This window comes from Micromonospora lupini (assembly GCF_026342015.1).
In the GTDB taxonomy this organism is placed as follows: domain Bacteria; phylum Actinomycetota; class Actinomycetes; order Mycobacteriales; family Micromonosporaceae; genus Micromonospora; species Micromonospora lupini_B.
In genome coordinates this window covers 460,538-482,090 of the sequence record NZ_JAPENL010000002.1, presented here as the reverse complement: position 1 = coordinate 482,090, position 21,553 = coordinate 460,538, and the positions used below count along the sequence as shown (strand labels likewise).

The 21,553-nt window shown below is 70.7% G+C and carries 19 protein-coding genes; 9 read left to right on the top strand and 10 right to left on the bottom strand.

What is annotated here, in order from left to right:
• Nucleotides 1–2 precede the first annotated feature (2 nt).
• On the top strand, nt 3–1,031 hold the full coding sequence (locus OOJ91_RS17045) for an ABC transporter ATP-binding protein (RefSeq protein ID WP_039909015.1): 1,029 nt from the start codon (nt 3–5) through the stop codon (nt 1,029–1,031).
• Nucleotides 1,024–2,037: an ABC transporter ATP-binding protein gene (locus OOJ91_RS17040; RefSeq protein ID WP_266246110.1), complete on the top strand. Its 1,014-nt coding sequence runs from the start codon at nt 1,024–1,026 to the stop codon at nt 2,035–2,037. The genes OOJ91_RS17045 and OOJ91_RS17040 overlap by 8 nt, the downstream gene beginning before the upstream one ends.
• 232 nt (nt 2,038–2,269) lie before the next feature.
• On the opposite strand, the gene OOJ91_RS17035 is transcribed toward OOJ91_RS17040, so the two are convergent.
• Complete coding sequence (locus OOJ91_RS17035; RefSeq protein ID WP_323178495.1) at nt 2,270–2,659, bottom strand: chorismate mutase; 390 nt, start codon at nt 2,657–2,659, stop codon at nt 2,270–2,272.
• 313 nt (nt 2,660–2,972) lie between these two features.
• On the opposite strand from OOJ91_RS17035, the gene pcrA reads away from it, so the two are divergent.
• The gene (pcrA, locus tag OOJ91_RS17030; RefSeq protein ID WP_266246109.1) at nt 2,973–5,378 is read left to right on the top strand and encodes a DNA helicase PcrA; all 2,406 of its coding nucleotides are present in this window, start codon (nt 2,973–2,975) and stop codon (nt 5,376–5,378) included.
• 85 nt (nt 5,379–5,463) lie between these two features.
• Here pcrA and OOJ91_RS17025 read toward each other — a convergent pair whose 3' ends face one another.
• Complete coding sequence (locus OOJ91_RS17025; RefSeq protein WP_266246107.1) at nt 5,464–6,231, bottom strand: M23 family metallopeptidase; 768 nt, start codon at nt 6,229–6,231, stop codon at nt 5,464–5,466.
• 273 nt (nt 6,232–6,504) lie between these two features.
• The gene (locus OOJ91_RS17020) at nt 6,505–7,212 is read right to left on the bottom strand and encodes a M23 family metallopeptidase (protein WP_266246105.1); all 708 of its coding nucleotides are present in this window, start codon (nt 7,210–7,212) and stop codon (nt 6,505–6,507) included.
• Nucleotides 7,213–7,638: 426 nt separating this feature from the next.
• On the opposite strand from OOJ91_RS17020, the gene OOJ91_RS17015 reads away from it, so the two are divergent.
• The 3 genes from OOJ91_RS17015 to sucD all read left to right on the top strand — a co-directional run bounded on the left by OOJ91_RS17015 (nt 7,639) and on the right by sucD (nt 10,602).
• Nucleotides 7,639–8,043: a cobalamin B12-binding domain-containing protein gene (locus tag OOJ91_RS17015; RefSeq protein ID WP_203178796.1), complete on the top strand. Its 405-nt coding sequence runs from the start codon at nt 7,639–7,641 to the stop codon at nt 8,041–8,043.
• 490 nt (nt 8,044–8,533) lie between these two features.
• Complete coding sequence (gene sucC / locus OOJ91_RS17010; RefSeq protein ID WP_266246102.1) at nt 8,534–9,712, top strand: ADP-forming succinate--CoA ligase subunit beta; 1,179 nt, start codon at nt 8,534–8,536, stop codon at nt 9,710–9,712.
• 2 nt (nt 9,713–9,714) lie between these two features.
• On the top strand, nt 9,715–10,602 hold the full coding sequence (sucD, locus tag OOJ91_RS17005; protein ID WP_266246100.1) for a succinate--CoA ligase subunit alpha: 888 nt from the start codon (nt 9,715–9,717) through the stop codon (nt 10,600–10,602).
• Nucleotides 10,603–10,665: 63 nt separating this feature from the next.
• Here the strand turns inward: sucD and OOJ91_RS17000 are convergent, their stop codons facing one another.
• Nucleotides 10,666–10,926: a DUF4190 domain-containing protein gene (locus OOJ91_RS17000; RefSeq protein ID WP_266246098.1), complete on the bottom strand. Its 261-nt coding sequence runs from the start codon at nt 10,924–10,926 to the stop codon at nt 10,666–10,668.
• A gap of 201 nt (nt 10,927–11,127) precedes the next feature.
• On the opposite strand from OOJ91_RS17000, the gene OOJ91_RS16995 reads away from it, so the two are divergent.
• The gene (locus OOJ91_RS16995; RefSeq protein ID WP_266246097.1) at nt 11,128–12,447 is read left to right on the top strand and encodes a cell division protein PerM; all 1,320 of its coding nucleotides are present in this window, start codon (nt 11,128–11,130) and stop codon (nt 12,445–12,447) included.
• A 258-nt stretch (nt 12,448–12,705) separates the two neighbouring features.
• Here OOJ91_RS16995 and OOJ91_RS16990 read toward each other — a convergent pair whose 3' ends face one another.
• Entirely contained in the window at nt 12,706–13,293 is a 588-nt protein-coding gene (locus tag OOJ91_RS16990; protein WP_266246095.1) for a DUF4190 domain-containing protein, read from the bottom strand.
• 207 nt (nt 13,294–13,500) lie between these two features.
• Between OOJ91_RS16990 and purN the strand changes: the two genes are divergently transcribed.
• Nucleotides 13,501–14,121, top strand: coding sequence for a phosphoribosylglycinamide formyltransferase (gene purN / locus OOJ91_RS16985; RefSeq protein ID WP_266246093.1), 621 nt, complete (start codon nt 13,501–13,503; stop codon nt 14,119–14,121).
• Nucleotides 14,118–15,689 carry a bifunctional phosphoribosylaminoimidazolecarboxamide formyltransferase/IMP cyclohydrolase gene (purH, locus tag OOJ91_RS16980; protein WP_266246092.1) on the top strand — a complete coding sequence of 524 codons (1,572 nt, stop codon included), beginning with the start codon at nt 14,118–14,120 and terminating at the stop codon, nt 15,687–15,689. The genes purN and purH overlap by 4 nt, the downstream gene beginning before the upstream one ends.
• Nucleotides 15,690–15,780: 91 nt before the next feature.
• Here the strand turns inward: purH and OOJ91_RS16975 are convergent, their stop codons facing one another.
• The 5 genes from OOJ91_RS16975 to OOJ91_RS16955 all read right to left on the bottom strand — a co-directional run bounded on the left by OOJ91_RS16975 (nt 15,781) and on the right by OOJ91_RS16955 (nt 21,522).
• Nucleotides 15,781–16,815 (bottom strand): ABC transporter ATP-binding protein, encoded by a 1,035-nt coding sequence (locus OOJ91_RS16975; protein ID WP_266246090.1) that lies wholly within the window; start codon nt 16,813–16,815, stop codon nt 15,781–15,783.
• On the bottom strand, nt 16,799–17,827 hold the full coding sequence (locus OOJ91_RS16970) for an ABC transporter ATP-binding protein (protein WP_266246088.1): 1,029 nt from the start codon (nt 17,825–17,827) through the stop codon (nt 16,799–16,801). The genes OOJ91_RS16975 and OOJ91_RS16970 overlap by 17 nt, the downstream gene beginning before the upstream one ends.
• A 4-nt stretch (nt 17,828–17,831) precedes the next feature.
• A complete protein-coding gene (locus OOJ91_RS16965) occupies nt 17,832–18,788 on the bottom strand; it encodes an ABC transporter permease (protein ID WP_266246086.1) in 957 nt (318 codons plus the stop codon).
• Nucleotides 18,781–19,719, bottom strand: a complete 939-nt coding sequence (locus tag OOJ91_RS16960; protein ID WP_266246084.1) for an ABC transporter permease — start codon at nt 19,717–19,719, stop codon at nt 18,781–18,783. Before OOJ91_RS16960 ends, OOJ91_RS16965 begins: the two co-directional genes overlap by 8 nt.
• A gap of 201 nt (nt 19,720–19,920) precedes the next feature.
• A complete protein-coding gene (locus OOJ91_RS16955) occupies nt 19,921–21,522 on the bottom strand; it encodes a peptide ABC transporter substrate-binding protein (protein ID WP_266246082.1) in 1,602 nt (533 codons plus the stop codon).
• Between the last annotated feature and the right edge of the window lie 31 nt (nt 21,523–21,553).

The window sequence follows — 21,553 nt, the reverse complement described above, 5'->3', positions numbered from 1 at the left end:
TCGTGTCTGAGCAGTCCGCGCCGGGATCCGGCGGGTCCGGGCGCCCCTCCGGCCGGCTGCTCGAGGTCGACGACCTGCGGGTGGAGTTCCGTACCCGGGACGGCGTCGCAAAGGTCATCAACGGGGTCACGTACCACGTCGACGCGGGGGAGACCCTCGCCGTGCTCGGCGAGTCCGGCTCCGGTAAGAGCGTCACGGCGCAGACGATCATGGGCATCCTCGACACGCCCCCGGGCTTCGTCACCGGTGGGCAGGTCCGCTTCCACGGAAAGGACATGCTGCGCATGTCCGCCGAGGAGCGCCGCCGCATCCGCGGTGAGGGCATCGCGATGATCTTCCAGGACGCGCTGTCCGCCCTGAACCCGGTCTTCACCGTCGGGTTCCAGATCGCCGAGCAGTTCCGGGTTCGGCGGGGCCTGGGTCGCGCGGAGGCCAAGAAGCGCGCGATCGAGATGCTCGACCAGGTCAAGATCCCCAACGCCAAGGGCCGGTACAACAACTATCCGCACCAGTTCTCCGGCGGTATGCGGCAGCGCGCGATGATCGCGATGTCGCTGGCGCTCGACCCCGAGGTGCTGATCGCTGACGAGCCGACCACCGCGCTCGACGTGACCGTGCAGGCCCAGATCATGGACCTGCTCGCGGAGCTGCAGCGTGAGCGGCAGATGGGCATGATCCTGATCACCCACGACCTCGGTGTGGTCGCCGACGTCGCCGATCGGATCGCCGTCATGTACGCGGGCCGGATCGTCGAGGAAGCCGACGTGTACGACCTGTACGCCAAGCCGGCGCACCCGTACACGCTGGGCCTGATCGACTCGATCCCGCGTCTGGACGAGAAGGGGCAGCAGCTCCGGACGATCAAGGGCCTCCCGCCGAACCTGATGAACATTCCGCCGGGCTGCCCGTTCAACCCGCGCTGCCCCATGGCTCAGCCGGTGTGCCGGGAGAAGGTTCCCCCGCTGCTCCAGGTGGGCCCTGCCCGGGCCAGCGCCTGCCACTTCGCCGAGGAGCTGGTGAACCGTGTCTGAGAACATCCTCGAGGTCAATGACCTGGTCAAGCACTACCCCGTCACCCAGGGCGTGGTGTTCAAGAAGACCGTCGGTCAGGTCAAGGCCGTCGACGGGGTCTCGTTCGGTCTGCGGGCCGGCGAGACGCTCGGTGTCGTCGGCGAGTCCGGCTGCGGCAAGTCGACCCTCGCCCGGGTTCTGATGAACCTGGAGAAGCCGACCGCCGGCAGCGTGGTCTACAAGGGCCAGGACATCTCCAAGCTCTCCGGTGGGGCGCTGCGTCGACTGCGTCGACAGATCCAGCTGGTGATGCAGGACCCGTACACCTCGCTCAACCCGCGGATGACCGTCGGTGACCTGATCGGGGAGCCCTTCGAGATCCACCCGGAGGTGGCGCCCCGGGGCAGCCGTCGGGCCAAGGTCCGCGAGCTGCTCGACCTGGTCGGGCTCAACCCGGAGCACATCAACAGGTACCCGCACCAGTTCTCCGGCGGTCAGCGTCAGCGCATCGGCATCGCCCGCGCGCTCGCGCTGCGGCCCGAGGTGATCGTCTGCGACGAGCCCGTCTCGGCGCTTGACGTCTCCATTCAGGCGCAGGTGATGAACCTGCTGGAGAAGCTGCAGACCGAGCTGGGGCTCTCGTACATCTTCATCGCCCACGACCTGTCGGTGGTCCGCCACCTGTCGGACCGCGTGGCGGTGATGTACCTCGGCAAGATCGTTGAGATCGGCACCGAGGACGAGATCTACGAGCGGCCGACCCACCCGTACACCCAGGCGCTGTTGTCGGCGGTGCCGGTGCCGGACCCGACCCAGCGGAACAACAAGACGATCATCCGGCTCACGGGTGACGTGCCGTCGCCGATCAGCCCGCCCTCGGGCTGCCGGTTCCGGACCCGCTGCTGGAAGGCGCAGGAAGTCTGCGCCGAGCAGGTCCCGCTGCTGGAGATCCGGCGCGACACGGACCACCCGAGTGCCTGCCACTTCGCGGAGCGGCGCGAGATCGTCGCCACCCACGAGGTGTGAGTCACCGAAGCCGCCTGCCGCCGTCACCACGACGACGGCAGGCGGTTTCGTCTGTCCGGGGGCCCTGACCGGGCCGCCACGCTCCCGCGCCGCCGGTCGGCCCGGCCGGCGCCCGCTGCCCACCGGGACGCCGCAGAGCGGCCCGCCGCCGCCCACCGGGGTGCCTCAGAGCGGCCCGCGGCCGCCCACTGCGACGCCGCAGAGCGGCCCGCCGCCGCCCACCGGGGTTGCCTCAGAGCGGCCCGCGGCCCGCGCGCAGCAGCAGCAGCGCCAGTTGGGTGCCGTCGGCGCCCAGCGCGAGCCGGAAGCGCTCCAGGATGTCCCGTTCCCGGGAGAGCACCAGGCGGGTGCCACCGGACGCCATCCGGGTCGCCCCGACCTCCTGCGACAGCGCGGCCCGCTCCTGCCAGAGCGCGATCAACGCGTGGTCGATCTCGTCGATCCGTTCTCTGATCTGCACGATCCGCGCAGCGGCGGTCGGCTCCACGGTGCCGGTCCGTGCCTCGGTCGGGTCGTCGGCCCGTACCGCAGGCACCGCCTCCGGCACGCCCCCGGTCGCCGGGGGCTGCCCCGCCTCCGGCCCGGCCGGGCCGCCGTTCTGCTCCACCACGTCTGTCATCATCGGGTACCTCTCGCGCTGTGGTGCCCGGTGCCCGGAACCCGGGACGGAAAAAGCCCCGGACTCCAGGAGCCCGGGGCTTTTCGCAGGTCTGTCGATCAGGCGCGACCTACGGCAGCCGGACTCCCGGTGCCGTAGTAAAAGTAGTAACGCGCAGCGATCACGCCGTCGAGTATGCCCACGCCGGTGGCCGGCGCGCAAGGATTTCCGCGCAAAAGGGCGGCCCGACCGCGTACGCGGGGCGGCGGCACGGCGGCCGGCCGCCCGGACGGCGCGGTCGGGAAGTGTCCGGCTGGCGGCATAGACTTGGCGCGCGATGCATCCTCTCTTCGACATTCCCGCGTCCCCGTCCGCGCCGGAGTCCGCGCCGGCCCGTCCGCACCGGCCCGGGTCGGCCTCCGCCCGCCTCGATCCGCAGCAGCTCCTCGCCGGGCTGAACGGGCCGCAGCGCGACGCCGTCAGCCACGCCGGTTCGCCGTTGCTGATCGTGGCCGGCGCGGGGTCCGGCAAGACCCGGGTGCTCACCCACCGGATCGCCTACCTGCTCGCCGCACGGGACGTGCATCCCGGTGAGATCATCGCCATCACCTTCACCAACAAGGCCGCGGGCGAGATGAAGGAGCGGGTCGCCGCGCTTGTCGGCCCGCGGGCTCGGCTGATGTGGGTGTCGACGTTCCACTCGGCGTGCGTCCGCATCCTGCGCGCCGAGCACGAGCACGCCGGCCTCAAGTCGACGTTCTCGATCTACGACGCGGACGACTCCCGACGGCTGATGCAGTTGGTGACCCGCGAGCTGGATCTCGACCCGAAGCGCTACCCGGCGCGTGGGTTGGCCGCCCAGGTCTCCAACCTGAAGAACGAGCTGGTCGACCCGGAGCAGTTCGCCGCGCGGGCCAGTGGGCCCAACGAGCGGGCGCTCGCCGAGGCGTACACGCTCTACCAGCGCCGGCTGCGCGAGGCGCACGCGCTGGACTTCGACGACCTGATCATGACGACGGTGCACCTGCTCCAGTCCCACCCGCACGTCGCGGAGAGCTACCGCCGACGGTTCCGGCACGTGCTTGTTGACGAGTACCAGGACACCAACCACGCCCAGTACGTCCTGATCAAGGAGCTGGTCTCCGGCACCGAGGGGCTGGAGCCGGCGGAGCTGTGCGTGGTCGGTGACGCCGACCAGTCGATCTACGCGTTCCGGGGCGCGACGATTCGCAACATCCTGGAGTTCGAGCGGGACTTCACCGACGCGCGGACGATCCTGCTGGAGCAGAACTACCGCTCGACCCAGACCATCCTCAACGCCGCCAACGCGGTGATCGACCGGAACACCTCCCGCAAGCCGAAGCGGCTGTGGAGCGAGGCCGGCGACGGCGAGCGGATCGTCGGCTATGTGGCCGACACCGAGCACGCCGAGGCGGACTGGGTGGGCCGGGAGATCGACCGGCTTGTCGACGCCGACGAGACGCGCCCCGGTGACGTGGCGGTCTTCTACCGCACCAACGCCCAGTCCCGGGTCTTCGAGGAGGTGTTCATCCGCGCCGGCCTGCCGTACAAGGTGGTCGGCGGGGTGCGCTTCTACGAGCGCAAGGAGGTCCGCGACGCGTTGGCGTACCTGCGTTCGGTGGTCAACGACGACGACACGGTGAGCCTGCGGCGAGTGCTCAACACCCCGCGCCGGGGGATCGGCGACCGCGCGGAGGCGTGTGTCGAGGCGCTGTCCAGCCGTGACCGGATCTCCTTCGGCGCGGCGCTGCGCCGGGCCCGGGAGGCGCCCGGCATCTCCACCCGGGCGGCCAACGGCATCGCCGACTTCGTGGCGCTGCTCGACGGCGCACGCGAGTTGGCGGAGACCGGCACCCCGGAGGAGGTGCTGGAGGCGCTGCTGACCCGCTCGGGCTACCTCACCGAGCTGGAGGAGAGCCTGGACCCGCAGGACGCCGGCCGGGTGGACAACCTCCAGGAGCTGGTGAGTGTCGCCCGGGAGTACACCGAGCGGATCGAGGCGACCGGCGCCGACGGCGAGCGCGCCACGGTGGCGGGCTTCCTGGAGCAGGTCGCGCTGGTCGCCGACGCCGACCAGATCCCCTCCGACGACCCTGACCACCAGGGCGTGGTCACCCTGATGACGTTGCACACCGCCAAGGGGCTGGAGTTCCCGGTGGTCTTCCTGACCGGGCTGGAGGACGGCGTCTTCCCGCACCTGCGCTCGCTTGGCGACACCCGCGAGCTGGAGGAGGAGCGCCGGCTGGCGTACGTCGGCATCACCCGCGCCCGACAGCGGCTCTACCTCTCCCGTGCGGTGACCCGCTCGGCGTGGGGGCAGCCGTCCTACAACCCGCCGTCGCGGTTCCTGGAGGAGCTGCCGCCGGAGCTGGTGCGCTGGGAGCGCACCGAGGGGTCGTACACCTCGTGGGCCGGCGGGGGCGGCGGCGTCGGCGGGCGCGCGGACCGCGCGCCCGGCGGGCGCGGCACCTTCACCGGGGGTACGCCGAAGGCGGCGCAGCTTGCCCAGCGGCTCGGGGTGGACGCCAGCCGCCTCACCACGGCCAGTGAGTTGCCGCAGGGGCCGAAGGTGGCTGCCGGCGACCGGGTCAACCACCAGCGCTACGGGCTGGGGCGTGTGCTCGCCGTGGAGGGGCACGGCCCGGGCGCCCGCGCGCAGATCGACTTCGGCGACCAGACCATGTGGCTGGTGCTGCGCCACGCCCCGGTCGACAAGCTCTGACGTCCCGAGGCGGTCCACTCCACAACGCCGACGTGGGGGCATCCGATCTCCCGGACACCCCCACATCGCCGATCTGACGCCAGGTTCAGCAGCCCAGGTCGACGCCGTGCGCGCGCATGAACGGCGCGGGGTCGATCTGGTTCCACATGCCCTGGTGCACCTCGAAGTGCAGGTGCGGGCCCGTGGCGTCGCCTGTGGCGCCCTCGTAGCCGATCACCTGGCCGGCCTTGACCTTCTGCCCGACGGTCACCGCGATGCGGCTCTGGTGGGCGTAGTGGGTCAGGTAGCCGTTGCCGTGGTCGATGAAGACGGAGTTGCCGTACCCGTCAGCGGCGTCACCGGCCTGGGTGACAGTGCCGGCGGCCGCGGCGCGGATGGGGGTGCCCGAGGGCAGCGCCAGGTCGATCCCTGCGTGCAGGGTGCCCCAGCGCTCGCCGAAGCAGGACGTGACCGAGGCGCCCGGCATCGGGTCGACCCAGGCGGCCGTCGGCCTGGTGGTCTGCTTCGGCTTCGGCTTCGGTTTGGCGGTGGCCTTCCTCGTCGGTGTAGGGCTGGCGCTGGCCGTCGACGGGCTCACCGTCGGGCTGGCCGGCGGGGAGGTCGGCGCGCTCGACTCGCGGGCCGAGCGGTCCGCCCGGCTGGCGGCCTCGGCCCGGGACTGGGTGTCGATCGAGACGGCGGTGGGCGTTGGCCGGTCGGGGCCGGCGGTGGCGACGGCGACCCCGCCCAGGCCGAGGGCGACAAGCGCGGCCGCGCCAAGCACGATGAGGCGGTTCCGCCGGCGGGCGTTCCGCGGCTGCTCGACTGTGGTGTCGGGGGTGTTCTCGTTCTGGACGGGGCTGTCTTCCTGCACGGCGGACCTTCACAGTCGAGGGGCACTTGACCTCGAAATACTGGTGTCGGGCCGAGCTGGACGGCTGTTCGGGACCGGGCGGCCGGACCGTGGGCCGCAGGCGGGCTGACCTGGTATAGGCCGGTCTGAAGCATTCCGTCCGGAAAAGTGATCATGCAGTGGCGTGCGGTCGGTCACAGTCCGTCCTGTGATCCAGCAGACATCGGCCGTCAACGGCGTAGAAAAAACCGCCCGGATCGACAGATCCGGGCGGTCAACGGTCAGTACGCAGAGTCAGGATCCCGCTACGTCGCTGTAGATTGCCTCGACTTGCAGCTTGATGTCCACTCCGCGCTCCTGCAGGTACGGAACGGGGTCGATCGGCGCGCCCTTGACATGGAGCTCAAGGTGCAGGTGGGTGCCGTAGGCGTGGCCGGTCTGGCCCACCAGGCCGAGCTGGTCGCCCGCCTTGACCTGCTGGCCCTCCTTGACGCTGAGCGCGGAGGAGTGGCCGTAGATGGCCTCGCTGCCGTCGGCGTGCTGGACGATCACCGCGTAGCCGTAGCCGCCGAACCAGCCGGCCTTGGTGACCAGCCCGTCGTGGACCGCCACGTACGGAGTGCCCTCGGGGACGACCAGGTCGACGCCTGTGTGCAGCTTGCCCCACCGCATCCCGTACGGGGAGTTGAAGTCGTAACCCTGCAGCGGCAGCATCCAGACCTCGGGCTCGGCCGCTTCCTTCGTGCGGCTGTCCCGGGAGGCGCGCTCGGCGTTGTCCGCACGGGCCGCGACGTCCTGACTGGTGACCGACGCCTGCTTGAGCTCGTCGAGCACCGTCGGGCTGACGTCCTTGGCGTCCGGCAGGGCCGACGCGCCCAGCGCGACGATGCCCGCGCCGACGAAGGCGGTGGTGACGACGGCCGCGTAACGGCTACGCGGGGGGGTGGGCACGCGGCGACGACCGCGATATCGATCGGGCTCAGACGACAGGCGCTGGCGCACGCACACCCTCCGTTGTCGGGGTTCCGAGGCGGCCGATGGACGTCCGTGAAGCTCAGGTGAACGTCTGCCGACCGCGTCGTCACCCGTCCATGGACCTGATGACAACCGTGGACACGTTAGCCAACCACCAGGCGAGTCACAAGCCAGAGCGCCGAATTGGCGTGTCGATCTGTCCGTTTGCGTCCGAGATTGTCATGCATCGCGCCGTCGAACGGTGCCCCCGTAACCACCCGTTCGTCGCCGAGCGTGACCGATCCGGCGGAGTCGTCCGGCTTGACGCCGGGACCCGGGTAAGGCGGTGCCGAAGGCCACGCCCGGTGGCGGCGGAATGTCGGACGTGTTTCCGGCCCGGATTTCCCGGCTCCGGTCCGGCGGGTTACCGTTCGTTCAGGTAAAGGCCGTGGAGCCGGTGAAAGGTGTGCGCTGATGAGCTCTCGTATTCGGGTCGTCGTCGCGAAGCCCGGTCTGGACGGTCACGACCGTGGCGCGAAGGTCGTCGCACGCGCCCTGCGCGACGCGGGGATGGAGGTCGTCTACACCGGCCTGCACCAGACGCCCGAGCAGATCGTGGAGACGGCCATCCAGGAGGACGCCGACGCCGTCGGTCTCTCCGTGCTCTCCGGCGCGCACATGACGCTCTTCCGTCGCGTGCTGGAACTGCTGGGCGAGCGCGACGCCCGGGACATCGTCGTCTTCGGCGGCGGCATCATTCCCAACGGCGACATCCCCGAGCTGGAGAAGCTGGGCGTCGCGAAGATCTTCACGCCGGGCGCCACCACGCAGGCGATCGTCGAGTGGGTCCGGCAGAACGTCGCCCAGCCGGTCGCCTGAGGCGGCAGCCGGTCGCCTGAGGCGGCAGCCGGTTGCCTGAGGCGGCAGCCGGTCGCCTGAGGCGCCCGCTCTGCGGCGCCTACCGAATTTGGGCACGGGGGAGGGGCCGGACGCACCCCTCACACGTCCGGCCCCTCTATGCACGATGCCCCGCCGCCACCCCTCGACCGACAGGGCATCGGCCGTATCCCGTCTTTGCGCTGCTCAGCGCGCCGACACCTGACTCAACGACGCCCCGACGGGCGGGTTACGGACCCCCGGCAACATCGCCCGGACGACTGATGCCGCCCACGACGCGGCAGGAATCGGCCCCAGTCGGCGCGGGGTTGTGCATTACCGCACACCGTGCACCCGCTCGGTTGCCGGCGGTGCCCGCCTCGCTAGGCTGCCGCCAATGGCCTGTTTCAACTGATGACAGGCGTCAAACTGTTTTCTGAACGCTGGTGGCGGCGCGACGGCGCGCCGCGGAGACGGGACGGGACGCGCAATCGTGGACCTGTACGAGTACCAGGGGCGGGACCTGTTCGAGCGGCACGGCTTGCCCGTGCTGGCCGGCGGCGTCGCCACTACCCCGGAAGAGGCCCGTGCGATCGCCGAACGCCTCGGCGGTCGCGTGGTCGTCAAGGCGCAGGTGAAGGTCGGTGGCCGAGGTAAGGCCGGCGGCGTCAAGCTGGCCGAGGGCGCCGAGGAGACGGTGGCCCGCGCCACCGACATCCTCGGCATGGACATCAAGGGCCACACCGTCCACAAGGTCATGATCACGGTGACGGCGGACGTGGCCGAGGAGTACTACTTCTCTTACCTGCTCGACCGGGCGAACCGCACCTTCCTCTGCATCGCCAGCGTGGCCGGCGGTATGGACATCGAGCAGGTCGCCGCCGACACCCCGGACCGCGTGGTGAAGGCGCCGATCGACGCGAACACGGGCGTCGACGAGGCCAAGGCACGGGAGATCGTCACCGCCGCCGGCTTCCCGGCCGAGGTCGCCGACCAGGTGGTCGACGTGGCCGTCGGCCTGTGGCAGGCGTTCGTCGCCGAGGACGCCACCCTGGTCGAGGTGAACCCCCTCGCGAAGAACGGCGACGGGCGGTTGCTGCTGCTCGACGCGAAGATCACCCTGGACGAGAACGCCGCGTTCCGGCACCCGGACCACGAGGCCCTCGTCGACCAGGCCGCCGTGGACCCGCTGGAGCAGGCCGCCAAGGCCAAGGACCTCAACTACGTCAAGCTCGACGGCGAGGTCGGCATCATCGGCAACGGCGCGGGTCTGGTCATGTCGACCCTCGACGTCGTCGCGTACGCCGGTGAGCGGCACGGCAACGTCAAGCCGGCCAACTTCCTCGACATCGGCGGCGGCGCGAGCGCCGCGGTGATGGCGAACGGGCTGGAGATCGTGCTCTCCGACCCGGCCGTGAAGAGCGTCTTCGTCAATGTCTTCGGCGGCATCACCGCCTGCGACGAGGTCGCCAACGGCATCATCCAGGCGCTCGCCCTGCTGGAGCAGCGCGGCGAGAAGGTCACCAAGCCGCTCGTCGTCCGGCTCGACGGCAACAACGCCGAGGCCGGCCGGGCGATCCTGGACGGCGCGAACAACCCGCTCGTACAGCGGGTGGACACCATGGACGGCGCGGCCGAGCGGGCCGCCGAGCTGGCAGCTGCGGGGGTCTGATCATGGCTATCTGGCTGACCAAGGACTCGAAGGTCATCGTTCAGGGGATGACCGGCTCCGAGGGCTCCAAGCACACCCGGCGGATGCTCGCCGCCGGCACCAACGTGGTGGGCGGCGTCAACCCGCGCAAGGCGGGCCAGAAGGTCGACTTCGACGGTACCGAGCTGCCGGTCTTCGCGTCCGTGGCGGACGCCATGGCCGAGACCGGGGCCGACGTCTCTGTCATCTTCGTGCCGCCGCAGTTCACCAGGGCCGCCGTCGTCGAGGCGATCGACGCCGCGATCCCGTTGGCCGTGGTGATCACCGAGGGCGTGCCGGTGCACGACACCGCCGCGTTCTGGGCGTACAACCTCGCGCAGGGCGAGCGGACCCGGATCATCGGGCCGAACTGCCCCGGCATCGCCTCGCCGGGCGCCTCCAACGCCGGCATCATCCCGGCCGACATCACCGGCGCCGGCCGCATCGGCCTGGTCAGCAAGAGCGGCACGCTCACCTACCAGATGATGTACGAGCTGCGTGACATCGGCTTCTCCACGTGCGTCGGCATCGGCGGCGACCCGATCATCGGCACCACGCACATCGACGCCCTCAAGGCGTTCGAGGCCGACCCGGAGACCGACGCCATCGTGATGATCGGTGAGATCGGTGGCGACGCCGAGGAGCGGGCCGCCGAGTTCATCAAGGGCAACGTCACCAAGCCGGTGGTCGGCTACATCGCCGGCTTCACCGCGCCTCCCGGCAAGACCATGGGTCACGCCGGGGCGATCATCTCCGGCTCGGCCGGTACCGCCGAGGCGAAGCAGGCGGCGCTCGAAGCCGTCGGCGTCAAGGTCGGCAAGACGCCTACCGAGACCGCCAAGCTGATGCGGGAGATCATGTCCGGCAGCTGAGCCGGCACGGCAACAGCGAAGGGGTCGACCGGTTCCGGTCGGCCCCTTCGTCGTACCGGCGGGTCAGTCGTTGTTCCAGAACGGGTAGTTGCCGGTGAGACGCAGGATCGAGCCGCCGATGATGTTGATCACGCCGAACACGATGGCGAGGTAGCCGAGAACCGGCGACTTGCCGTTGCGCCGCGCGTCGCGCAGCGACAGGTAGCCGAAGATGATGCCGAGGATGCCGCAACAGATCAGACCGAGGACGATGCCAAGCACGCCCCAGAGCGTGGTGCGGTCGCGTCCCCTGGCCGGTGGGGGTGGCGGGTATGCGGTCGTCACGGGTGCCTCCGGGCTGTCGTGGGCGGCGGGCCGACCCGGGCCGCGACCGGTGGATGCGACCCGGTTGGCGACGACGGCCACCCCCTCTGGCCCGACGCTAGACCCGGCGGGGCGCCTCCGACCGCGGTTCGCCCAACTCGCCGCCCTCCGGGGCGGGTTAACGGACTGCCACCGCCCGCGCGACGTGCCAGAGTAGAGCGGATGTCCCCCGTCACCCCTGACCCACCCAGCCGGGCCGGCGGCGTACGCGCCGACGACCGGCCGGTCGACCGCGCCACGCCGCGTCGGCGGGTGCCCGCGCCGCGCGCCGGTGGGTCGCCGCGTGGGCGTGCGCCACTGCCCGTCGCCGCCGGGGTGGCCGCCGCCGGGGCGGCCCTCACCTCGTACCTGCCGGTCGCCATCGTGCTCGGCCTGGTCCAGCTCGGCGCGGACTCCACCACGCTGGGCGGCACTCTGCGCACCGCGCTGGCGGGTTGGCTGGTGGGGCACGGGGTGCCGCTGCACACCGAGGCGGGCCCGTTCGGGCTCGCCCCGCTGGCGCTCACCGTCCTCGCGCTCTGGCGACTGACCCGCGCCGGCGTGCACGTGAGTCGCGCGATAGGTGCCCGTGACACCCGCTCACCGCGCCGCGCGCTTATCGCCGCCGGAGCTGTCGGCCTGGCGTACGCGCTGCTCGGCGCGCTCGCCGCGGTGCTGATCGGCGCGAGCGGGCCGCAGGTGTCCCCGGTGCGGGCGGCGGCCACGTTCGCGGTGGTCGGCACGCTCGGCGCGCTGGTCGGCGCGATCCGGATCACCGCCGTGACCCGGCTGCTCGTCACCCGGATCCCCGGGCCGCTGCGCGACGGCGTACGCACCGGGCTGGTTGCCGCGCTTCTGCTGCTCGGTGCGGGCGCGGGGGCGGCCGGCCTGGCCGTGGCCACCGGTGGCGGTGACGCCGCGGACATGATCGGCGCGTACCGGACCGGGGTGGCCGGGCAGGCCGGGATCACAGTGGTCAGCATGGCGTACGCGCCGAACGCCGCGGTCTGGTCGACAAGCTACCTGCTCGGGCCGGGCTTCGCGGTCGGCGTCGACACGGCCGTGCGCACCAGTGAGGTGTCTGTCGGCGCGCTGCCGGCCGTACCGCTGCTCGCTGGTCTGCCGCGCGGCCCGGTGGACGGCGTCGGCGCCCTGCTGCTCGCGGTGCCGGTCCTGGCCGGGATGGTCGCCGGTTGGTTGCTCGCCCGCCGGCTGGCCCGGTCCGGCGGGCCGGATCGGCCGCCACGGCGGTGGGCGGAGCTGTTGGCGCCGGCGGCGCTGGCCGGGCCGGTGGCCGGCGTGCTGCTCGGCGTCGCCGCCGCGGCGTCCGGTGGGCCGCTCGGCGCCGGGCGGCTGGCGCAGCTCGGGCCGGTGGCCTGGCAGGTCGGCGCGGTGGCGGCCGGGGTCGTCGCGGTCGGCGCGCTGCTCGGCGCCGCTGCCACCCGGGTGCTCGTCCGGAGCCCGCGCGCCGCCCAGACACCGCCGGTCCGGCCCGGAGCCTGACCACCCGCCCGGCACGACGGCGAACGGCGGCCCGGCCAACGGCGGCCCGGCGAACGGCGGCCCGGCCAACGGCGGCCCGGCCAACGGCGGCCCGGCCAACGGCGGCCCGGCCAACGGCGGCCCGGCGAACGGCGGCCCGGCGAACGGCGGCCCGGCGAACGGCGGCCCGGCCGTCGGTGGGTCTGGCCGGCAGGGGTGCGGAGACGGCGCGGGGCGCCCCGGACGAATCCGGAGCGCCCCGTCGGGAGCAGCGTCTCGTCAGGGCTCGGTCGGCAGGTTGAAGTTGCCCAGGATGCCCACGATGAGCAGCAGGATGCCCAGGCCGACGCCGACCGCGCCGCAGATCAGGCCGGTCTTGGCCTGGCCGGCGTTGCTGGCCTGGCCCTGGGCGACCTTCTGCTTGGCGAGGTAGCCGGTCACCACGCCCGCGATGCCCACCGGGATGCCCAGGTAGAGGCAGCAGATCAGCGGGATCGACGCGATGCCGAGGATCATCGACACCAGGCCCAGGGTGTTGTTCTGGCCCTGCTGCTGTGGGTAGCCGGCGTTCGGGTACGTCGGGGCGCCGTAGGGCTGCTGCTGGCCGTACGGGGCCTGCGGTGCGCCGTACGGGTCCTGCGGCTGCTGACCGTACGGGGCGCCGGGCTGCTGGCCGTACGGAGCCGCCGGCGGCTGGCCGTAGGGCTGACCCGAGGTGGGCTGGCCGTAGGGCTGACCCGAGGTGGGCTGCTGGCCGTACGGGGCGGCCGGCGGCGGGGCGTACGGGTCGTGCGGCGGCTGGGGTGCGGTCGGGTCCTGGTTGGGCTGCTGGCCGTACGGGTCCTGACCGGGATTGCCGGGCTGCATTCGAGAAGCTCCTTGGACTGGTTCCGTCAGTTGCTGCTGTTGTTCCCACCCATGATCGCGGTCAGACCACCTCAGGCACAGCACAGCAGCGTGACGACATACCACGCGTTACTCCCGATAACCGCTCACTCCGCCCGTCGGTCACTGTCACAGATCGGCGAACCGCCCAACCGAGGGGCGTCCTGACCTGCCCGATAGGGTGGCCCGGTGACCGAGCCCGCGTCCGTCGCCCGCATCGTCGTCCTCATCTCCGGCTCCGGGAGTAATCTGCAGGCCCTGCTGGACGCCGCAGTCGATCCCGCGTACGGCGCACAGGTCGTCGCGGTCGGCGCGGACCGCGACGGCATCGCGGGCCTGGACCGGGCCGACGCGGCGGGGGTGCCGACGTTCGTCGAGCGGGTCCGCGACCACGACACCCGGGAGGACTGGGACGTCGCGCTCACCGCGCACGTCGCCAAACACCAGCCCGACCTGGTCATCTCCGCCGGCTTCCTCAAACTGGTGGGCCCGCACTTCCTCGCCGCCTTCGGCGACCGCTACCTGAACACCCACAACACCCTGCTGCCGGCGTTCCCCGGCATCCACGGCCCGCGTGACGCCCTCGCCTACGGCGTGAAGCTCACCGGTGCCACGCTCTTCTTCGTCGACGCCGGCATGGACACCGGGCCGATCGTGGCGCAGGTCGCGGTGCCGGTGCTCGACGACGACGACGTGGACGCGCTCACCGAGCGCATCAAGGAAGCCGAGCGCCGCCAGCTCGTCGAGCAGGTCGGCCGCCTGGTCCGCGAAGGCTGGACCATCACCGGAAGGAAGGTCACGGTTCCGTGAGTCCCACTCAGGACGGGCGCCGCCCGATTCGGCGGGCGCTTGTCAGCGTCTACGACAAGACCGGGCTGGTCGAGCTGGCTCAGGCCCTGCACGCGGCCGGTGTGGAGATCGTGTCCACCGGCAGCACGGCGGGCACCATCGCCGCCGCCGGGGTTCCGGTGACGCCTGTGGAGACGGTGACCGGCTTCCCCGAGGTGCTCGACGGCCGGGTGAAGACCCTGCACCCGAAGGTGCACGCCGGCCTCCTCGCGGACCTGCGCAAGGACACGCACGTGGCACAGCTCGACGAGCTGGGCGTGGCGGCGTTCGACCTGCTGGTCTCCAACCTCTACCCGTTCCAGGCGACAGTCGCCTCCGGGGCCGGCGTCGAGGAGTGCGTGGAGCAGATCGACATCGGTGGCCCGGCCATGGTGCGGGCCGCCGCCAAGAACCACGCCTCGGTGGCGGTCCTCACCGACCCGGCCGGCTATCCGGCGCTGCTCGGTGCGCTCGACGAGGGTGGTTTCACGCTGGCCCAGCGTCGCGCGCTGGCCGCCCGCGCGTTCGCCGACATCGCCGAGTACGACGTCGCGGTGGCCCAGTGGTGTGCCAGGGAGTTGGCGCCCGCCGACGACTCCTGGCCGCAGTTCGCGGGTCTGGCGCTGCGCAAGTCGACAGCGCTGCGCTACGGGGAGAACCCGCACCAGCCCGCAGCGCTCTACACCGACCCGGACGCCCCGGCGGGGCTGGCCCAGGCCGAGCAGTTGCACGGCAAGGAGATGTCGTACAACAACTACGTCGACGCCGACGCCGCCTGGCGGGCCGCCAACGACTTCACCGACCAGCCGGCGGTGGCGATCATCAAGCACGCCAACCCGTGCGGCATCGCGGTGGGCGCGGACGTCGCCGAGGCGCACCGCAGGGCGCACGCCTGCGACCCGGTGTCGGCGTTCGGCGGCGTCATCGCTGTCAACCGGTCGGTCTCGGTCGAGCTGGCCCGGCAGGTCGCCGAGATCTTCACCGAGGTGGTGGTCGCCCCCGGCTTCGACGAGGGCGCCGTCGAGGTGTTGCAGGGCAAGAAGAACATCCGGCTGCTGCGGGCGCCGGCCTGGACGCCGGCGCTCGTGGAGTTGCGGTCGGTGACCGGTGGGGTGCTGGCCCAGGTCGCCGACCGGGTGGACGCCCCCGGCGACGACCCGGCCAACTGGCAGTTGGCGACAGGCGAGGCCGCCGACGAGGAGTTGCTGCGCGACCTGGCGTTCGCCTGGCGTGCTGTCCGCGCGGTGAAGAGCAACGCGATCCTGCTCGCCAAGGACGCCGCCACCGTCGGGGTCGGCATGGGTCAGGTCAACCGGGTCGACTCGGCGCAGCTCGCGGTCACCCGCGCAGGTGCCGACCGCGCCCGGGGGTCGGTCGCGGCGTCGGACGCGTTCTTCCCGTTCGCCGACGGCCCGCAGATCCTCATCGACGCCGGTGTCCGCGCCATCGTGCAGCCCGGCGGCTCGATCCGCGACGAAGAGGTGATCGAAGCGGCCCGAAAGGCAAACGTGACGATGTACCTAACGGGAACCCGCCACTTCTTCCACTGACCAAAGACCCCGTCGATCATGAAGTTATTGCCCCGACACGCCGATGTGCGGGGCAATAACTTCATGATCAGCGGGGCTGGGCGGGGTGCGATCAGGCTGGGGTTGGCGGGCGGAGTTCGGCGAAGTGGCAGGCGGACGGGTGGGGGTCTGCTGCTCTGGGGACCGTTTGGGGGTCCTCCTTGGCGCAGATGTCCTGGGCCTTCCAGCAGCGGGTCCGGAAGTGGCAGCCGCTCGGCGGGTCGGCCGGGCTCGGCACGTCGCCGACCAGCCGGATCATGTTCCGCTGGTCGCGTACCTCCGGGTCCGGCACCGGCACGGCCGAGAGCAGTGCCTGGGTGTACGGGTGGGTGGCGCGCTCGTAGATCTCGTCCTCGGTGCCGATCTCGACGATCCGACCGAGGTACATGACCGCCACCCGGTCGGCGATGTGCCGGACCACCGACAGGTCGTGGGCGATGAAGATGTACGACAGCCCGAACTCGTCCTGGAGCTGCTCCAGCAGGTTGATCACCTGGGCCTGGATGGAGACGTCAAGCGCCGAGACGGGCTCGTCGCAGACGATCACCTCGGGCCGCAGCGCGAGCGCGCGGGCGATGCCGATGCGCTGACGCTGACCGCCGGAGAACTGGTGCGGGTACCTGTTGATGTGCTCCGGATTGAGCCCGACGACGTCCAGCAGCTCCTGGACCCGCCTGGCCTTGCTGCCCTTCGGCGCGGCGTCCGGGTGGATCTCGAACGGCTCGCCGATGATGTCGCCGACAGTCATCCGCGGGTTCAGCGAGGTGTACGGGTCCTGCATGACCATCTGCATGTTGCGGCGCAGCCGGCGCAGCTCCGACCCGGAGGCCTTGAACAGGTCCTTGCCCTCAAGGGTGGCCCGCCCGGAGGTCGGCGTCTCCAGCCGCATCAGCAGCCGGGCGAGTGTGGACTTGCCGCAGCCGGACTCGCCGACCACACCCAGCGTCTCGCCCCGGCGCAGCTCGAAACTCACGCCGTCGACGGCCTTCACGGCGCCGATCTGCCGCTGGAACAGCACACCCTGGCTGATCGGGAAGTGCTTCACCAGGTTGTCGACGGAGAGGATGGTCTCGCCCCGGACCTTTGTGGAGCTAGCGGGCGCTGTCATCACGAACCTCCTGCGCGAAGTGGCAAGCGCTGGTCCGGCCGTCGCCGAGGACCAGGTCGTGCGGCACCACGTCCACGCAGACCTGCTGGACGTACGGGCACCGGGGGTGGAACGGGCAGCCGGAGGGGATGCGCATCAGGTTCGGCGGCAACCCCTTGATCGTCGACAGCTCCTGGCCGCGGACGTCCATCCGCGGGATCGACTCCAACAACCCCTTGGTGTACGGGTGGGCCGGCGCCCTGTAGAGCGAGCGGACGTCGGCGTGCTCGACGATCCGGCCCGCGTACATGACCGCGATCCGGTCCGCGACGCCGGCGACGACGCCCAGGTCGTGGGTGATCAGGATCATCGCCATGTCGAGGTCCCGACGCAGGTCGGCCAGCAGGTCCATGATCTGGGCCTGCACTGTGACGTCGAGCGCGGTGGTGGGCTCGTCGGCGATCAGCACCTTCGGGTCCAGCGCCAGCGCCATGGCGATCATGACGCGCTGCCGCATGCCGCCGGAGAACTGGTGCGGGTAGTCGCCGATCCGCTTGGCGGCACCCGGGATCTTGACCAGGTCCATCAGCTCGACGGCCCGGCGGCGGGCGTCGCCTCGGGACATGCCGGAGCGCTGACGCAACGTCTCGCCGATCTGCCAACCGACGGGGAAGACCGGGTTCAGCGCGGAGAGCGCGTCCTGGAAGATGATCGCGATCTCCTTGCCGCGGACCTGCCGGCGCTGCTCCTCGGAGGCGGTGAGCAGGTCCTGACCCCGGTAGAGGATCTGGCCGGAGCGGACGAACGCGGGCGGCGTGTCCAGGATGCCCATGATCGCCTGGGCGGTGACCGACTTGCCCGAGCCGGACTCGCCGAGCACCGCGAGGGTCTCCCCGGCGTCCAGGTGGTAGGACACGCCGTTGATCACCCGGGCCACGCCCTCGTTGGTCCGGAACTCGACATGCAGGTCCCGCAGCTCCAGCAGATGGCCGCCCTCGGGTGTGGCGGAGGCGGGAGTGGGATTGACGGTCATGAGGTCACCGCAGCTTCGGGTCGAAGGCGTCACGGATCGCGTCGCCGAGCATGATGAACGCCAGCACGGTCAGCGCGAGGAAGGCCGACGGGACGATCAGCGGCGTCGCCGCCTCCCGCATGTGGATGCGACCGGTGTCGATGTCCTGGCCCCACGAGATGGTCGGCGCCTTGAGGCCGATCCCCAGGAAGGAGAGCGTCGCCTCGGCGGCGATGAACGAGCCGAGCGCGATGGTCAACACGACGATGGCCGGGGCCAGCGAGTTCGGCAGGATGTGCCGCCACATGATCCGGCCGTTGCCGGCGCCGAGCATCCGGGCCGCCGCCACGTAGTCCTGCTCCTTGGCGGTGATCACCGAGGAGCGCACCACCCGGGCGGCGGTGGTCCAGCCCAGGATGGCCAGCACGAAGATCACCGCTGCGATGCGCGCGTTGTCGCTGTCGCTGGACACCCGCTTGAGCAGCACGATCGCGGCCAGCAGCAGCGGGATGCCGAGCACCACGTCGATCACCCGGGAGAGCACGGCGTCGACCCAGCGGCCGAAGTACCCGGCCAGCATGCCGATGACAAGCGCGATGACGCCGGTGCCGAGCGCGGCGAGCGTGCCGACCAGCAGCGAGGCCCGCGTCCCGTAGACCGCCCGCGAGTACGTGTCGCAGCCCTGGAAGTCGTACCCGAAGATGGCCCCGCCGGACGGCCCGGCGTGCTGTCGGGACAGCAGGCAGTCGTTCGGGCTGTTGGCGGTGAACACGCCTGGGGCCAGCGCCATCAGGGTGAAGACGACGACAAGCGTCAGCGAGATCCAGAAGATCGGGTTGCGGCGTAGGTCGCGCCAGGCGTCGCCGGCCAGGCTGCGCGGCTTGTTCGCGGCGCCCACCTGGTTGGGTGTGCCCGGCTCGCCCGAGGGGCCACGCCGTGCGGCCTGGTTCTCGCTGGCCGCCACAGTTTCAAAGTCACTCATAGCGGATCCTCGGGTCGAGTACGGCGTACAGGACGTCCACCACCAGGTTCGAGACCAGGTAGACCACGACGAGCACGCTGACGATGCCCACCACCAGGGGGCCGTCCTCGGTGCGGATGCCGCGGAAGAGGTTGAAGCCCACGCCGGGGATGTTGAAGACGCCCTCGGTGATGATCGCGCCGCTCATCAGGTTGCCCAGCTCCACACCGAGGAAGGTGACCACCGGGATGAGCGAGTTGCGCAGCACGTGGACGGTGACGATGCGGCGCTTGACCAGGCCCTTGGACCGCGCGGTCCGGACGTAGTCGGCGCGCAGGTTCTCGGCCACCGAGGTTCGGGTCAGCCGCAGCGCGGTGGCCAGCGACAGCGAGCCGAGCACGATGCCCGGCAGCAGCAGCGCGTAGAACGTCGGCTGGGAGCCGGCGGTGGGCGGGAAGAGCTGCCACTTGACGCCCAGGAAGAACTGGGCGAGCGGTGCCAGCACGATGGTCGGGATGCCCAGCACGAGCAGGGTCAGCACAAGCGTCGAGTTGTCGAAGATGCTGGCCCGGCGGATGCCTGCGACCACGCCGGCGCTGACTCCGAAGATGATCGCCACGGCGAGCGCGATGAGCGCGAGCTTGAGGGTGACCGGCCAGGCCGCCTGGAGGATGTCACCGATCTGGCGGCCGGTCAGAGACTGGCCGAGATCGCCCTGGAGCAGGCTCTTGACGTAGTCGAAGTAGCGGTAGAAGAAGCCGCCCACGCCTGTCGCGTCCAGGTGGTACTTCTCCGTCAGGTAGGCCCGCTGGGCCGCGGTCACCGGTCGTTCGCCCGCGAGGGCCTGAATGGGGTCGCCCTGGCCGGCGAACATCAGCGCGTAGACGATCAGGGTGGTCCCGAAGAACGCCAGGACCATCTGGAGTAGGCGCCGCAAGATGTAGCGGAACATGCTTAGCAGTCTCTCCGGAAATATGCGAAAGGGTCGCAGGACGGCATCTCTGGTCGTACCCGAAATATCCGAGACGTGCCGTCCGGCCCGGGGGAGGCCGGCGCCACCGACGCGCCGAGCCCGCGTGCGGGCCCGCGCCGGATAGCGCGGTCCGGGCCACCCGGGCGTCGTAGCCCGGGTGACCCGCAACCGTTGGTCAGCTCAGCTGGCCGCTTCGATCTTGACGAGGTTGACCCGCTGGAACAGGTCCATCTGCACGTTCTTGACCTTGGACGAGTGGCCGAACACGTTCTCGCCGAAGCGGAGCGGGATCACCGGCATGTCCTTGGCCAGGATGTCCTCCGCCTGCTGGTACTTGGCGATCGCCTCGTCCTGCGTCTTGGCGGCGGAACCCTCCTTGACGAGCCTGTCGAACTCCGGGTTGCTGTAGCCGTAGTAGTTCGACGAGCCGTTGGTGCTGTACAGCGGCCCGAGGTAGTCCTCCATGGTCGGGTAGTCCATGACCCAACCCATCCGGAACGCACCCACAGGCGTCTTCTTCTCGACCTTGGTCAGCAGGTCGGCGAACTTCGGCTCGGCGACACCGACGGCGTCGACACCCAGGTTGGCCTTGAGCTGGTTGACAGTGGCGTCGACCCAGTCCTTGTGACCGCCGTCGCCGTTGTAGGAGATGACGATCTTCTTCGGGCCGCCGGCGGCCTGGTAGAGCTTCTTGGCCTCGGTCGGGTTGAACTCGCCCGCCTTGCCCGCGGTGTTCTCCCGGTAGCCCGGCAGGACCGGCGAGACGAAGGAGCGCGCCGACTGCTGCGAGCCCTTGAAGACCGACTTGGTGATCTCGTCACGGTCGATCGCCATCGAGATGGCCTTGCGCACGTCCGGGCTTGAGTAGTCCTTGTCGAACGTCGGGAACGCGAGGAACTGGAACGACGACATCGGGCTGGTCTGGTACCTGTCGCCCAGGTCGGTCGGCGCGGTGCTCAGGCTCTCGCTCGGGATCGTCGGCAGCACGTCCAGGTTGTCGGCCAGGACGTCCGCGTAGGCCGCGGTGAGCTGCTGGTAGATCCGGAACTCGATGTTCTGCACCTTGGGCTTCTCGCCCGGGTACGCGTCATAGCGCTCGACATCGATCTTGCTGTCGTGCTGCCAGGTGCCCTTCATCTTGAAGGGGCCCTGCCCGATCGGCGCCTGCTCGTAGGAGTCCTTGAGCACGCCCGGGGCCGAGAACGCGGCCTCCGGCATCGGGTAGAAGGCTGTGTAACCGAGCATCGTCCGGAAGTCGATGTACGGCTCGGCGAGCGTCACGGTGAAGGTGAGGTCGTCGACCTTCTTCAGACCGGACATCTCCTTGGCCTTCGGCTCCTTGCCCTGCAGGTCCGGGTAGCCAGCGATCTTCTCGAAGAAGTAGTTGCTGTCCTGACCGTTGGGGGCGTACGCGCCGTAGTTCCAGGCGTTGATGTAGTCCTCGGACGTGACCTTCTGGCCGTTGTGGAAGGTGAAGCCGTCCTTGAGCTTGATCGTCCAGACCTTGTTGTCGGACGAGGTGATCGACTGCGCGGCGACCTCGTACGGCTTGTTCTGGGCGTCGTAGTCGACGAGCGGGCTGAACAGGCCGGTGAGCACCTGTGCGCCGGCCGTCTCGGTGGTGTTCGTGGGAACCAGGTGCTTCGGCTCGCCGATCTGGATGCTGACCGCCGAATTGCCGCTGCCGCCGGATCCACCGTCTCCGCCGCTGCCGCAGGCCGCGAGGCCCAGCGTCACCGCGAGCGGGAGGGCGGTCCAGGCGGCGAGTCTACGAACTCGCATTGAGCCTCCTCATCTCCTCACGCTGCGCAGT